This window comes from Terrisporobacter sp. (genome assembly GCF_017888745.1).
Lineage (GTDB): Bacteria > Bacillota > Clostridia > Peptostreptococcales > Peptostreptococcaceae > Terrisporobacter.
The window spans coordinates 1-13,942 of the sequence record NZ_JAGHFM010000261.1 but is presented as its reverse complement, the minus strand read 5'-3'; the positions used below and the strand labels follow the sequence as shown (position 1 = coordinate 13,942).

Below are 13,942 nucleotides of genomic sequence, written 5' to 3'. Positions count from 1 at the left end.
CCAGGAAGACTACCTGGTTGATAGGTCAGAGGTGTAAGTGCAGTAATGTATTTAGCTTACTGATACTAATAGATCGAGGACTTGACCATAGTAATTAATGGAAACATTAAATGTTAGCAGTTTTGAGTGTACTAACAAATGTTAATACAATTTAATTAGCTGGTATGGCTCAATTGGTAGAGCAGCTGACTTGTAATCAGCAGGTTGTAGGTTCGAGTCCTATTACCAGCTCCAATATATAAACTAGGTTAAATAACCTAGTTTTTTTATTATAAGGAAATTATATGTTATCTGTTTTGTAGATAATAGAATTTTCAACTTTGTTTTTAACATACTAGTAACAATATCTTTACACCATTTTAATTAAAAATCTCCATAGAAAATATATTATATAAGTAGACAGATAACTTTCAAAAGTACTTTTAAGTAAATGGTATACCATAAATACTATAAAGGAGATTATATTTATGAATTTATTAGATAATCATGTTCACACTACTTTTTCAATTGATGGAAAGGATAGCATGGAAACTGTTATAAGAAGAGGAATAGATATTGGTGTAAATCATTTAACTTTTACGGACCATATGGAATTTCATAATGACAGATTTAGCATTGATTTTGATAAGTATTGCAGTAGTATTACAGAGCTTAGAGAAAAATATAAAAATTATATAAATATATACACAGGAATTGAAGTAGGATATCAAAAACACGTAAAAGATAAAATAAATGAAATTTTAAGTTATTATCCTTTTGATTTTATTTTGTGTTCAACTCATACAGTAGATAAAATAGATGTACCAAATAAAAAATTTTTTGAAGGATATACAAAGGAAGAAGCCTATAGAAAATATTTTCAAAGTATATTAGATACAGTAAGATCTTTTGATGATTATAATGTTTATGGACACTTAGATTATGTAATAAGATATGGAAATTTTGAGAATAACAAAGTGATATATAATGATTATAAGGATGTTTTAGATGCAATACTTAAACATATAATTTATTCTGATAAAGGAATAGAGGTCAATACTTCTGGATTTAGATATGGAGTAGAATCAGTTCATCCTAATACTAGCATTTTGAGAAGATATAAGGAGCTAGGTGGAGAAATTATTACAGTAGGATCAGACTCTCATAGAGCAACTGATGTATGTAAAGATTTCCATAGAGCTTATGAAATGCTTAAATATCTAGATTATAAATATGTGTGCATGTTCATGGAAAGGGTTCCAGTATTCATGAGTATAGAAAAAAGTAGAGATGGAGTTGTAGCTTAAAATCCTTTTTATTAACCTCCCTATTTATAGGGTCTTTTTTATTTAAAATTAAAAAAAGCGATATGTTTATTTATAAAGAACATATCGCTCTATTTTTTAAAATTCCTTAAAGCCTTCACCTAAAGCTTCGAATATATCTGTTATTATTATAAAAGCATTAGGGTCTATATTTTTAACTAATTTTTTTAGAGTAATGACTTGTTTTTTAGAAACAACAACAAGAAGTACGTTTTTTTCTTTGTTAGTATAAAAACCTGAGCCCTTCAATATAGTAGCGCCTCTACCAAGTTCTTCTGTTATTTCCATACCAATTTCTCTATATTTATCAGAGATAATTGTAAAGGAAGAAGAGGTATTAATACCTTCTACCATAATATCGCTGACCTTTACTATTATGTACAAAGCAATAGCTGAATATAGAGCTATTTCAATATTTCTACTGACTATTCCAGAGAGTAATACAATGGTACCATCAGCAAATCCCATAAGCATAGGTACGCTAATAGATGGAAAGAATTTATTAGCTAAAATTCCTACTAAATCTGTGCCACCAGTGCTTCCATTTATTCTAAATATTAGACCAAGTGATACACCTAGAATTATGGCTCCAGATATAGCTGACAATAATACATCATCTGTAATATCTAGATAAGCTAGATTTTCAGTTATTTTTAAGGAAGTAGTAAGAAAGATAATTCCTAGAAAAGTTTTAAAGGCATCTTTTTTACTAAGTATTTTAAATGCAAATATAAATAGAGGTATATCAAAAGATATATTTATAAGCCAAATTGGAAGACCTGTTATAGAATTTATGATTATTGATATTCCTGTAAGCCCTCCAGGGGCTATATTATGTGGATTTAGAAACATGTTGATAGAAATCGACATGAGAAAACATCCTACTAGTAATATTATAATATCGCTAAACTTAATTGATGGAGATTTCATTTTTATGCACCTTTCAAATAATCTATTTTATCTTATAAGTTTAACCAGAATATGAAAAATTATGTTATTACAGTAGTATAAAAGGAAAAAAGCTAGGATTTCTCCTAGCCCCACAATTGAGGAAATACAATTGTAAAAAAGAATGAACAATAGGTCAAGCATTTAATCAAATACTTGTAAATATATTTTAAATTAATCTTACTTCCATTTTTTATATGCTTAAAAATTTATGCATCATAAACCAAAATATATCTATAAAATCTTTTTCTCATGAATTTAATAATAAAGGAAATTCGGCAACTTTTGATTAAAACTGAGTTAAAAAATTATTAATTTTTGTTAACAAAAGGATATAGTACTATTTTATACCATGAATAAATAATAAAAATTATCATAATTTTTAGGATTATTGACAAACTCTTACTTTTGTATCTATTATCATTATCATAACTTTATGGAATGAGCAGAGGAGATAAAATATATAGCATTGTAATATGAACTTAGAATATACAGAGGTAATATATTGTAATATAAAATTATTATAAAAAAAATTATATTCGACAATAAATTACAAAAAAATAATTTATGGTATGTTACAATACTAAAGGCGATTAATGATGAACTTATTAAGTTATTTATTCGAATTTAATACAAATAAATTTTGCCTAGATAATTAATTATTGTCTAGGCAATAATTATGCAATTATTAATTTAAAATATTTAATATATGAATTTTAGGAGGTATTAGAACAATGGGCATATTAAACTATATTCCAGGTTTTAGGTCAAATAAGCCAATGAAGAAATTGATTGCAACAATTTATTATGCAGTATGTATACAGTATTTATTAATTTATGAAAACAAAATAAATCTGATATTTTTAGTAAGTTTACCTTTTTTAGTTGAACTTTTTAAAAGAATATCAGAAGGTAGTGGTGAAAAGATAATGAAACTTGGTCAATTATATATTTTTACTCTAGCAGTTTCATTGATTTGTAATCTTATGATCGGATTTACAGTAAATAAAATTAATGATAAAAATAATTTAGAAAATAAGCTTGAAAATTTGAGTAGAGAATATAGTCTTTTATATGAAAAAAGTCAGGATATTATTAATAATATAAGTAGTACAGAAAAATATAAAAATAAAGTTAAAGATATAGAATCTGAAAAATCTAGACTATCTAAAGAAAACGAAGCATTAAGAGAAGAAAAAGAAGTATTAGAGAAAAAATTAGAAAGATAGGAGTAATATTTAAATGAATTTACATAAATATATACCTGGATTTAGAAGTGATAATCCAAGAAAACAAATTATCGCCTTTTTATATTATTTTATACCAATAATTTATTTAACTAGAGTAGAGATGTTTACAGATATTTTTATAGGGTTATTTATTTTATACGTGCCATTTGTTTTATTTGGCATAATTGATTTATTTAAAGGTAAATTTGCAGACAATCCTAAGAAGGAGTTTATAATATGTTTATTACCGATTTTATTATTAGCTATATGTTATGGAATAGGTAGTAGTGGATTTAATGAAAAGACTTATTATGGATATGTCAATGAAAAGAAATATGATATTAGGTATTATGAATCAAGAAATAAAGAACTTAAAGAATCTATAGATTATATGGAATCAGATGAATACATAAATGAAGTCACAAAAGATGAAGAATTAATAAGTTTGCAAAAAGAAAATAAAGAAATAGCTTTAGTTGTAGATGAATACAAAGAAGAAATTAAAGAAATAGAAGAAGAAATAGAAAAAGAAAAAAAGATAGAGATGGACAAAGAAAGCTATTTAGCTGATTCTAGTAATAACTCATATGGAGACGGATATTCAAACTCATATTCAAATTCAAATGGAAGTTACTCAGGAGGGAGTAGATATAATAACTATAACTCATCTAATAATTCAAGTAGCAATAAACATATAGGCAAAGGTGTTTTTATTGCAGCAGGAAATAGATACTATCACGCTATATCAAATTGTAAATACTTAGAAGGTGCCTCTACATCTTATGTTACATTAACTTATAATATGAATAAATTTGAATGTAATTGTTGGACAAATCCAGTAGTATATAAACCTTCTTCAAGTAGTTCTAGTAGTGGCTCAAATGGAAGTTCATCTTCTGGAGGAAGAACAGTATATATAGCTCCTGGTAATAGTTATTATCATGCATCATCAAGTTGTAAGTTTTTAAGAGGTGCTAGCACACAAGCTGTGGGAATTAATAATGTAGGTGGAAAACATCCTTGCAATTGTATTAAATATTAGAAAAAATTTTTGATTATATTGAAAAAGATTATATATTTTTTGTAACTTTTAAAATAAACTAGAAGACTGCTTCTAGTTTATTTTTATATGCTTACATAAATTAAAGATTTAAATACTAAAACAGAATTATCTAAAGTTTAAAATATATTAATAATAAAAAGTGGAAATAACTTATGAATTTGTTGAAAAATGCAATATTTTCAGAAAATTTGTATTGACACACATATGGAAATCGTTTATTTTATAATTAAGGACAAATTATTGACATGTCTATAAATATAAACTGAAGATAAGGAAGTGAATGAATGGAAACAAATTTAAAAGCAAATGAGGGAATTAAAAAGGAAAGTTTTTTTAGTAAGTTTCTAAACAAAATTGAAGTTTTGGGGAATAAGTTACCAGATCCAGTTACTATATTCTTAGGATTATGCATCATAGTGTTAATAACTTCAAGCATAGTTGCAAGTAAAGACGTATCAGTTATTCATCCTGGAACAAAGGAAACAGTAGCAGTTGTAAATTTACTTAGCAAAGAGCAACTACAAAATATACTTGCAAGTATTGTATCTAACTTCCAAGGTTTTGCGCCTCTTGGTCTAGTACTTGTAGTAATGATTGGCGCAGGTATGTATGATAAAGTTGGTTTAATGGAAGCAGCTATAAAAGGTTGTGCAAGTAAAATATCTGGGAAATCGGTTACTCTAGTAGTTATGATAATAGGTATGCTTGCAAATCTTGCATCAGATGCTGGTACTATATTATTACCACCATTAGCTGCAATAGCATTCTTAGGAGTTGGTAGACATCCTCTTATAGGTTTATTTGCAGGATACGCAGCAGTTACTTTGGGATTCTTTGCTAATATAATGATAAGTGTTGTTGACGTATTAGTAGCAAGTTTTACTATTCCAGCGGCTCAAATGATAGATCCGTCATATAGTGGAAATGCAACTATGAACTTATACTTTATGATAGCTTCAACTTTTGTATTAGCAATATTAGGTACGATTGTAACTGAAAAATTCATAGCGCCAAGATTTGGAGAGTACACTGGTGATGCTACTTTAGATGTAGATTCAAAGTTAACTGATGAGCAAAAAAAAGGTTTAAAATTAGCTGGTATTAGTATATTGGTTTATGTTGCAATTATAGGATTATTATCAATCGGTGGCACTAATTCATTCTTAGCAGATCCAGAAACAGGGGATTTATTATCAAACAATGCACCATTTATGAAAGGTATGGTTCCAATAATGTCTCTATTATTCTTTATACCAGGTATTGTTTATGGTAAAGTTACTGGTATTATAAAAAATGATAAAGATATAGTTAGTTTAATGGGTAAATCAATGAGTGATATGGGAGGATACATAATATTAGCTTTTGCAGCATCTCAGTTCTTACAATTATTCTCAACAAGTAATTTAGGTATAGTTTTATCAGTAAAAGGTGCTGAGTTCTTAAAAAACGCTAATATAAGTGGAGTACCATTAATAATAGGATTTATATTATTATCTTGTTTAATAAATATATTCATTGGTAGTGCTTCTGCTAAATGGGCTATAATGGCTCCAATATTTGTCCCAATGTTTATGATGTTAGGTTACAGCCCTGCACTAACTCAAATGGCTTACCGTATAGGTGATGGTATAACAAACCCTATATCTCCATTATTTGCATACTTCCCAGTTGTGTTAGCATTTGCTAAGAAGTATGATAAAAATGCTGGTATGGGTACTATAATGTCAAACATGATTCCTTACTCTTTAAGTTTCTTAATAGTATGGTCAATATTATTAGCGGTATTTATGGTATTAGGATTACCACTTGGACCAGGAGCTCCAACTTCATATGTAATGTAATTAAAATAAATGTTGAGGGGTTGTGTTAATTTACACATCCCCTTAATCTACATATAAATTTATTAATTAAATAAGGAGAATTTTATGATAAATAGAGAAAGATTAGTAAATAACTTTGTTGAGATGGTTAAGGTTGATAGTCCATCTGGAAAAGAATTAGAAATGGCTAATTGGTTAGTTGGATATCTTAAGGAAAGAGTCATTGATGCAGTTATAGATAATGGGGGAGAGAAATTTGGTGGTAACTGTGGAAATATAGTAGCTTACATAAAAGGACAAGATAGTGAAAATCCTATATGCTTTGCTGCACATATGGACCAAGTTATGCCTTGTCTAGGTGTAAATCCAATAGTAGAAGGAAATATAGTAAAAACAGATGGAACTACAACTTTAGGGGCAGATGATAAGGGAGGAATAGCAGCTATACTAGAAGGTTTAGAAGCTGTATTAGAAGAAAAGGTACCTCATAGAGATATATACTTACTATTTACAGTTAGTGAAGAAGTTGGATTATTAGGTGCAAAAAACTTTAATCCTGAAAATTTACCTTGTAAAGATGTAGTCATATTAGATGCAGGTGGACCTACTGGTACTATAGCTTACAAAGCACCTGCTCAAGAAAGTATAAATGTTACTTTCCATGGAAAAAAAGCTCACGCAGGTATAGCACCAGAGAAAGGTATCAATGCTATAGTTGTAGCTTCTCATGCAATTAGTAACATGCATATAGGAAGAATTGATGAACTTACTACTTCTAATATAGGAAGAATAGAAGGTGGAGGAGCTACTAATGTTGTAACTGATAAAGTTACTTTCACTGCTGAAATAAGATCTCATGTAGCTGAGAAATTACAAGATGAAATAGAGCATATGAAAAAATGTTGTGAGGAAGCAGCTGCTAAATTTAATACAACTTGTGAATTTGAACATAAAAACTCTTATCCAAGTTTTGAATTAAGCAAAGATAGTTATGTATTTAAGTTAAGCGAAGAAGCACTAAGAAAAGCCGGAGTAGAGCCAGTTCCAATGATAATTGGAGGAGGAAGTGATGCAAATATTATAGCTAATTTAGGTTATAGATGTGCAATCTTAAGTTTAGGAATGCATGAAGTACATACTGTAAATGAATATTTAAACATAGATGAATTATATCAAGCTGCGCAAACTGTTTATAATATGATGGTATTATAATTTGGAGGGAAAATAATGTATATAAAAGAATTAAAACAACGATGTTTGGAAGAGATTGATAAAAATAAAGATAAAATAATAGAAGCTGGAAGAAAAATATATACTACACCAGAGCTTGGATATAAAGAAGTGCAGTCGACAAAGACAACATCTGATTTTCTTAAAAGCTTAGGTGTAGATGTGACTGAAAATATAGCAGTTACAGGATGTATGACTTCTTTAAATAAAGAAAAAAATGGACCTAAAATAGCTGTTATGGGTGAATTAGATTCTGTAATGTGTCCTGAACACAAAGATTCAAATAAAATAGGCAATATGCACTGCTGTGGTCATAATATACAAGTAGCCGGTATGCTTGGATGCGCTGTTGGTATTATAAATTCTGGTGCATTAGAATATCTGGGCGGAAAAATAGATTTTATGGCTGTACCAGCAGAAGAATGTATAGACTTAGAATTTAGAAAAACTTTACAAGACAAAAATGAAATAAAGTTCATAGGTGGAAAACAAGAACTATTAAATAGAGGTTATTTTGATGATGTTGATATGTCTATGATGTTCCATGCACTTAATTTTGAAGATAATAAAAACTGTGTTATAAAATCATATACAAATGGATTCATATCAAAGGCAGTAACTTTAATTGGAAAATCATCTCATGCAGGAATATCACCTCATCTTGGTGTAAATGCTTATACTATGTCTACTCTTGTGACAAATAATATAAATGCGCAAAGAGATACTTTTAAAGATGAAGATAAAGTGAGAATAAGTTCTATAATAAACCATGGTGGAGATGTGGTAAATGTAGTTCCATCAAAAGTTACTATGGAATTTATGGTTAGAGCAGCTACTGTGGAAGCTATGATGGATGCCAATGAAAAAGTTAATAGAGCTATAAATGCAGCAGCATTAGCTCTTGGAGGAAAGGCTATTATAGAAGATACTATTGGATTTTTACCATTAGATTCTGATAATTCTATGGATGCCATATTTAAAAGAAACTTTGTAGAACTTATGGGTGGAGATGATAGTACTATAACAGATGTCATAATAACTGCTGGTTCTACGGATTTTGGTGATATATCGCAAATAATGCCATGTGTACATCCTTGGATAGGGGGAGTATCAGGAGCACTTCATACAAGTGACTACGAACTATCTGATGAAGAATTAGCATACATTGTTCCAGCTAAGGCTATGGCCATGACTATAATAGATTTACTTTGGGATGATGCAAAAGTAGCTAAAGATATAGTAGAAAACTTTAAACCTCAGTTTACTAAAGAAGAGTATTTATCATTTATGGATGAACATACGAATACTCATACATTTGATTATATGAAAAAATAGTAATTTAGTAATTGATTTTTAAGTATTATGATGGAATAGATTTAAGATGTTTAATTTAAAGACAATATGGTCGGTTTTAGGCTGTATTGTCTTTTTTTAAAGTTATTTAGGGAAGACTTTTAATTTGAAAAATTAGAAATGTATGGAAAAAATAAACATACAGTGCTACTATTAATAAAACTAACTATTTTCATTTTGATAATTAAAATTAGGGGGGATAAGCAATGATAAATAAAATAAATGAATTATGTGAAAAGTACTACTCTAGAATAGTAGAAATTAGACATGAAATTCATATGCATCCAGAAGTTGGATATAAGGAGTTTAAAACATCGCAATTAGTGTGTGATGAGCTTAGAAAACTAGGTATAGAGGTACAAACTAATATTGCAAAAACAGGAGTTATTGGATTAATCAAAGGTAAATATCCAGGCAAAACAGTTTTATTAAGAGCTGATATGGACGCATTAAAAGTTCAAGAAGAGACAAATTTAGAGTATAAATCTCAAGTACCAGGAGTTATGCATGCATGTGGTCATGACGGCCATACGGCTGGATTATTAGGAGCTGCAATGATTTTAAATGAATTAAAAGATGAACTACATGGTAATGTTAAATTAATGTTTCAGCCTGATGAAGAAATAGAAGGTGGAGCTAAGCCAATGATTGAAGAAGGAATTTTAGAAAATCCTACTGTAGATGCAGCTTTTGGGGCACATTTATGGGGCTCAATTAAAGAAGGTAAGGTTGGAGTAAAACATGGTCCAATAATGGCATCACCAGATATATTTAATATTAAAATAATTGGAAAGGGAGGCCACGGAGGTGTTCCTCAAAGCTCAATAGACCCAATTCCAATAATGAGCCAAGTGATAAATTCATTACAAACTATAGTAAGTAGAAGGAATAATCCCTTAAAGCCACTAGTCATATCATGTTGCCATGTTAAAGCTGGTGTTTGTGATTGTCACAATGCCATACCTACAGAAGCATTAATAGGTGGTACAGTTAGAACTTTTGATGAAGATATTAGAGTTTTTGCAGAAAAATCAATTGAAGAGGTTGTAAAAGGTATAACAACTTGTCAGGGAGCAACTTATGAATATGAATACATAAGACAATTCCCGCCAGTAGTTAATGATGATAAGATGACGGATATAGCAGTAGCATCAATAGCTAAGGTAATTGGAGATGAAAATGTATTTGAATTAGAAGAACCATCAATGGGAGGAGAAGATTTTGCATATCTTGCAAATAGTGTTCCATCTTCATTTGTATTTGTAGGTATATCAGAAGATGAAAATAATCCAGTATTACATCATAATTCTAAATTCGCATGGAATGATAAAAATATGAAAATTCTATCAAAAGGCTTATCTCAAATAGCAATTGATTTTTTAAATAGTTAGTAGTTGGTGTAAATTAAGGGGGGGAATAATTTGGGGAAAATAGAAACTAAAAATCAAGAAAAACAAGGATTTATGATGAGACTCTTAAATGGAGTTGAAAGGGTTGGTAATAAGCTACCAGATCCAGTTACCATATTTGTAATGTTATGGTTTGTTGTTATTATATTATCAGCAATTGTTGCAAATTCAGGGGTAACAGCTGTACATCCAGGGCAAATTGACGAAGAAACAGGTAAAAATTTAGTAGTAAGTGGAGTGAACTTATTAAGTAAAGAGCAATTGCAATTATTTTTAGCAAATGTAGTTACAAACTTTACTAGTTTTGCACCATTAGGACTTGTATTAGTCACAATGCTTGGTGCAGGTTTGGCAGAAAAATCTGGATACATGGAAGCTGTAATGAAAAGTAGTGTAACAAAGGTTCCAAAAAGCTTTTTAACAGGAGCGATTATATTTATAGGAATAATGGCTAATGCTGTTGCTGATGCTGGATTTGTTGTATTACCTCCTCTTGCAGCATTAGTATTTTTAGGTGTTGGCAGACATCCTTTAGTAGGTTTATTTGCAGGATATGCAGGCGTTGCAGCAGGTTTTTCATCAAACTTAATAGTATGTATGCTAGATGTATTAATAGCAGGATTTACTATACCAGCAGCTCAAATTATTGATCCAAACTATGTAGGAACTCCAGCAATGAACTGGTACTTCTTAATGGCATCTACAGTAATGTTAACAGTCCTTGGTGCATTTGTAACAGAAAGATACTTAGCTCCTCGTTTTGAAGGAAGTTCATTTGAAGTTGGTGATAGCGACGTTACAACAGAATTAACACCTAGGGAGAAAAAAGCTATGAAGACTGCAACTATTGGATTATTAATAGGAGTATTAGTTGTTGTTGCTTTATGTATAGGACCAAATGCATTTATGAAAGATCCTGAAACTGGTTCACTTCTTTCAGCAAATGCAACACTTATGAAAGGTATGGTTCCTATAATTACAGTATTATTCTTTATTCCAGGTCTAACATATGGAGTGGTGAATAAAACAATAAAAAACGATAAAGATTTAGCAGCTATTTTATATGAATCAATGGCAGGTATGGGTTCTTATATAGTATTAGCATTTGCAGCAGGTCAATTTTTAGCATTATTTAATGCTTCTAATATGAGTTCTCTTTTATCTATAAAAGGTGCCAAATGGTTAGAGGGTATAGGACTTAGTGGACCAGGATTAATAGTAGCCTTTATATTATTTGCAGCATTTATAAATATGTTTGTTGGCAGTGCATCAGCAAAATGGGCTATTATGGCTCCAATATTTGTTCCTATGTTCTTACTATTAGGATATGACCCGGCTCTTACTCAAGTTGCTTATCGTATTGGAGACTCTATAACAAATCCAATAAGCCCGCTTTTCACATATTTCCCTGTGCTTTTAGCTTTTGCTAAAAAGTATGATAAGGATATTGGTATAGGTACTGTCATGGCAAGTATGATGCCTTACTCAATAGTATTTGGTATAGCGTGGATAATACTACTAGTTATATTTATGGTAGCTGGTTTACCTTTAGGACCAGGTGGCGGAATATATTACACTATGTAAAAATTTTAATTTTAATATTTTGTTTTAGAATATTAAAGAGCTGTGTCAAATTAGACATAGCTCTTTATAAATATATTTATTTGGCGGTGGAGTAAAATGATAAAAGATTTAGTTAAGAACAATAAAGAATATGTAATAAATTTAAGAAGGGAATTTCATTGTAATCCTGAAGTAAGTTTTGAAGAATATGAAACTTCCAAAAGAGTGAAAGAAGAGTTAGATAAAATAGGAATAGAATATGTAAGTGCAGGTGGCACTGGAGTAGTAGCTACAATAAAAGGTAATAAACCAGGAAAAACTATTGCTTTAAGGGCAGATATGGATGCTCTTACGGTAAAAGAATTAAATGATATAGATTTTAAATCTAATAATGAAGGAATTATGCATGCATGTGGACATGATGGTCATACTGCCATGTTATTAGGAGCAGCAAAAGTATTAAATGAGTTGAAAGATGAAATAAATGGAACAGTGAAATTATTTTTCCAACCAGCCGAAGAAATAGCAGAAGGAGCTCATGCCATGATAAAAGATGGTGCTATGGAAAATGTAGATTCAATATTTGGTATACATCTTTGGTCAGATATTGAGACTGGAAAAGTATCTGTTGAAGAAGGTCAAAGAATGGCAGCTGCAGATTGGTTTAAAATAAATGTAAAAGGTAAGGGTGGACATGGTTCAGCTCCTCAACAGTGTGTAGATGCTGTTGTTGTAAGTTCTGCTATAATAATGAATTTACAAACCATAGTAAGTAGAGAAATACATCCTAATGAATCATTAGTATTAAGTGTAGGTTTATTAAATGCTGGTAGTAGATTTAATGTAATTGCTGAAAATGGATATATGGAAGGTACTGCTAGATCATTTAATCCACAACTAAGAAAGAACTTGCCAAATATGATGGAAAGGATAATAAAAAGTACCGCTGAAGCTTATAGAGCAGAAGCATCTCTTGAATTTAAATTTGTTACAGCACCAGTTATAAATGACCCTAAGTGTTCTAAAATTGCAGAAAAATCAGTTGAGAAGGTATTAGGAAAAGATGGAGTTACAAAATTCGAAAAGATAACAGGTGGAGAGGATATGTCTCATTTTATGGAATTAGCTCCAGGAGTTCTAGCTTTTGTTGGGTGTAGAAATGAAAAAAAAGGTGCTTGTCATCCTCATCATAATGGATATTTTGATATAGATGAAGATGCACTAGAAATAGGAACTAATTTATATGTACAATATGCCATAGATTTTTTAAATATATAACTATTTATATTAAAAATTTTTGATGATTTTACATTATATGTACTATTTTCTAAAAATTATAAATCTTAATTAAAGATGGCTATGATTTTATAATCATAGCCATTAAAATAAAATTTCTATAAGGTTTTTAGGACGACCTTTACCGTTACTAGTTTCCTTAGCAAATACTTGTCCTAAATTAGCTGATATGATTTTTTGTAGAATTCTTCTAGCGCTTCTTTCGCTTAGATCCAATAAGTCAGCTAACTCTTTAGAGTCATAAACACTGCTTTTTCTAGTTTCATTCAATGCCATTATTTTAACTATAGATTCACAGCTTAACCCTGTCTTTTCAGAAATATTCATTAACTTTTCATCAGATACAATTAAAGAATAGTTAAGCTCATTATCTTCACCTAAAGGACCACTAATATTATCTTCTTCATCAACAAGATATATATGAGAATTACCAGAGTTTATAGATTTTATAAGGGCTTTCCTAGCATTAGTTTCAGCTTGATAAGATGTGGTACCAACTCCCATTCCTATGCTTAATGTAAATCCAATATTTTTTATATCTTTGGATAATTTCATTAATTTTTTATAATTATATTCATTATAAATAGCTCCTTTATTGGAAAAGATTATATACTCATTTCGACCAAGGGGAAAAAGAGAACCTTGCATACTTCTAACATAGTTAACTATAAATTTATCCATATCTGCTTTTTTTATCATATTTGAATAATAATATTCTGTATCATTT

Annotated in this window: 10 protein-coding genes, 1 tRNA gene, 1 rRNA gene and 1 pseudogene; 11 read left to right on the top strand and 2 right to left on the bottom strand. The window is 29.7% G+C overall.

Annotation, left to right across the window (positions count from 1 at the left end; translation table 11 throughout):
• The 3 genes from J7G74_RS11970 to J7G74_RS11960 form a co-directional block, all read left to right on the top strand.
• A 23S ribosomal RNA gene (locus J7G74_RS11970) occupies window positions 1-89 on the top strand; the annotation flags it as partial.
• 69 nt (window positions 90-158) lie between these two features.
• Window positions 159-234, top strand: a tRNA-Thr gene (locus J7G74_RS11965).
• A 233-nt stretch (window positions 235-467) separates the two neighbouring features.
• Window positions 468-1,286 (top strand): histidinol-phosphatase HisJ family protein, encoded by an 819-nt coding sequence (locus J7G74_RS11960; RefSeq protein WP_297135663.1) that lies wholly within the window; start codon window positions 468-470, stop codon window positions 1,284-1,286.
• 96 nt (window positions 1,287-1,382) lie between these two features.
• On the opposite strand, the gene J7G74_RS11955 is transcribed toward J7G74_RS11960, so the two are convergent.
• On the bottom strand, window positions 1,383-2,234 hold the full coding sequence (locus tag J7G74_RS11955; RefSeq protein WP_297135661.1) for a YitT family protein: 852 nt from the start codon (window positions 2,232-2,234) through the stop codon (window positions 1,383-1,385).
• A 752-nt stretch (window positions 2,235-2,986) separates the two neighbouring features.
• Between J7G74_RS11955 and J7G74_RS11950 the strand changes: the two genes are divergently transcribed.
• From J7G74_RS11950 to J7G74_RS11915, 8 genes are all read left to right on the top strand, one after another.
• A complete protein-coding gene (locus tag J7G74_RS11950) occupies window positions 2,987-3,481 on the top strand; it encodes a hypothetical protein (protein WP_297135659.1) in 495 nt (164 codons plus the stop codon).
• A gap of 13 nt (window positions 3,482-3,494) precedes the next feature.
• Window positions 3,495-4,523, top strand: a complete 1,029-nt coding sequence (locus J7G74_RS11945) for a hypothetical protein (protein ID WP_297135656.1) — start codon at window positions 3,495-3,497, stop codon at window positions 4,521-4,523.
• A 305-nt stretch (window positions 4,524-4,828) separates the two neighbouring features.
• On the top strand, window positions 4,829-6,385 hold the full coding sequence (locus J7G74_RS11940) for an AbgT family transporter (protein WP_297135653.1): 1,557 nt from the start codon (window positions 4,829-4,831) through the stop codon (window positions 6,383-6,385).
• An 84-nt stretch (window positions 6,386-6,469) separates the two neighbouring features.
• Window positions 6,470-7,576 carry a M20/M25/M40 family metallo-hydrolase gene (locus tag J7G74_RS11935; protein ID WP_297135650.1) on the top strand — a complete coding sequence of 369 codons (1,107 nt, stop codon included), beginning with the start codon at window positions 6,470-6,472 and terminating at the stop codon, window positions 7,574-7,576.
• Between the two features lie 15 nt (window positions 7,577-7,591).
• Window positions 7,592-8,929, top strand: coding sequence for an amidohydrolase (locus tag J7G74_RS11930; protein WP_297135649.1), 1,338 nt, complete (start codon window positions 7,592-7,594; stop codon window positions 8,927-8,929).
• A gap of 224 nt (window positions 8,930-9,153) precedes the next feature.
• Window positions 9,154-10,338: a M20 metallopeptidase family protein gene (locus tag J7G74_RS11925; RefSeq protein ID WP_297135647.1), complete on the top strand. Its 1,185-nt coding sequence runs from the start codon at window positions 9,154-9,156 to the stop codon at window positions 10,336-10,338.
• A gap of 30 nt (window positions 10,339-10,368) precedes the next feature.
• Window positions 10,369-11,940, top strand: coding sequence for an AbgT family transporter (locus J7G74_RS11920; protein ID WP_330616558.1), 1,572 nt, complete (start codon window positions 10,369-10,371; stop codon window positions 11,938-11,940).
• A gap of 96 nt (window positions 11,941-12,036) precedes the next feature.
• On the top strand, window positions 12,037-13,197 hold the full coding sequence (locus J7G74_RS11915; protein WP_297135644.1) for a M20 family metallopeptidase: 1,161 nt from the start codon (window positions 12,037-12,039) through the stop codon (window positions 13,195-13,197).
• A 102-nt stretch (window positions 13,198-13,299) separates the two neighbouring features.
• Here J7G74_RS11915 and J7G74_RS11910 read toward each other — a convergent pair.
• Window positions 13,300-13,942: pseudogene (locus J7G74_RS11910) on the bottom strand (transcriptional regulator); the annotation flags it as partial.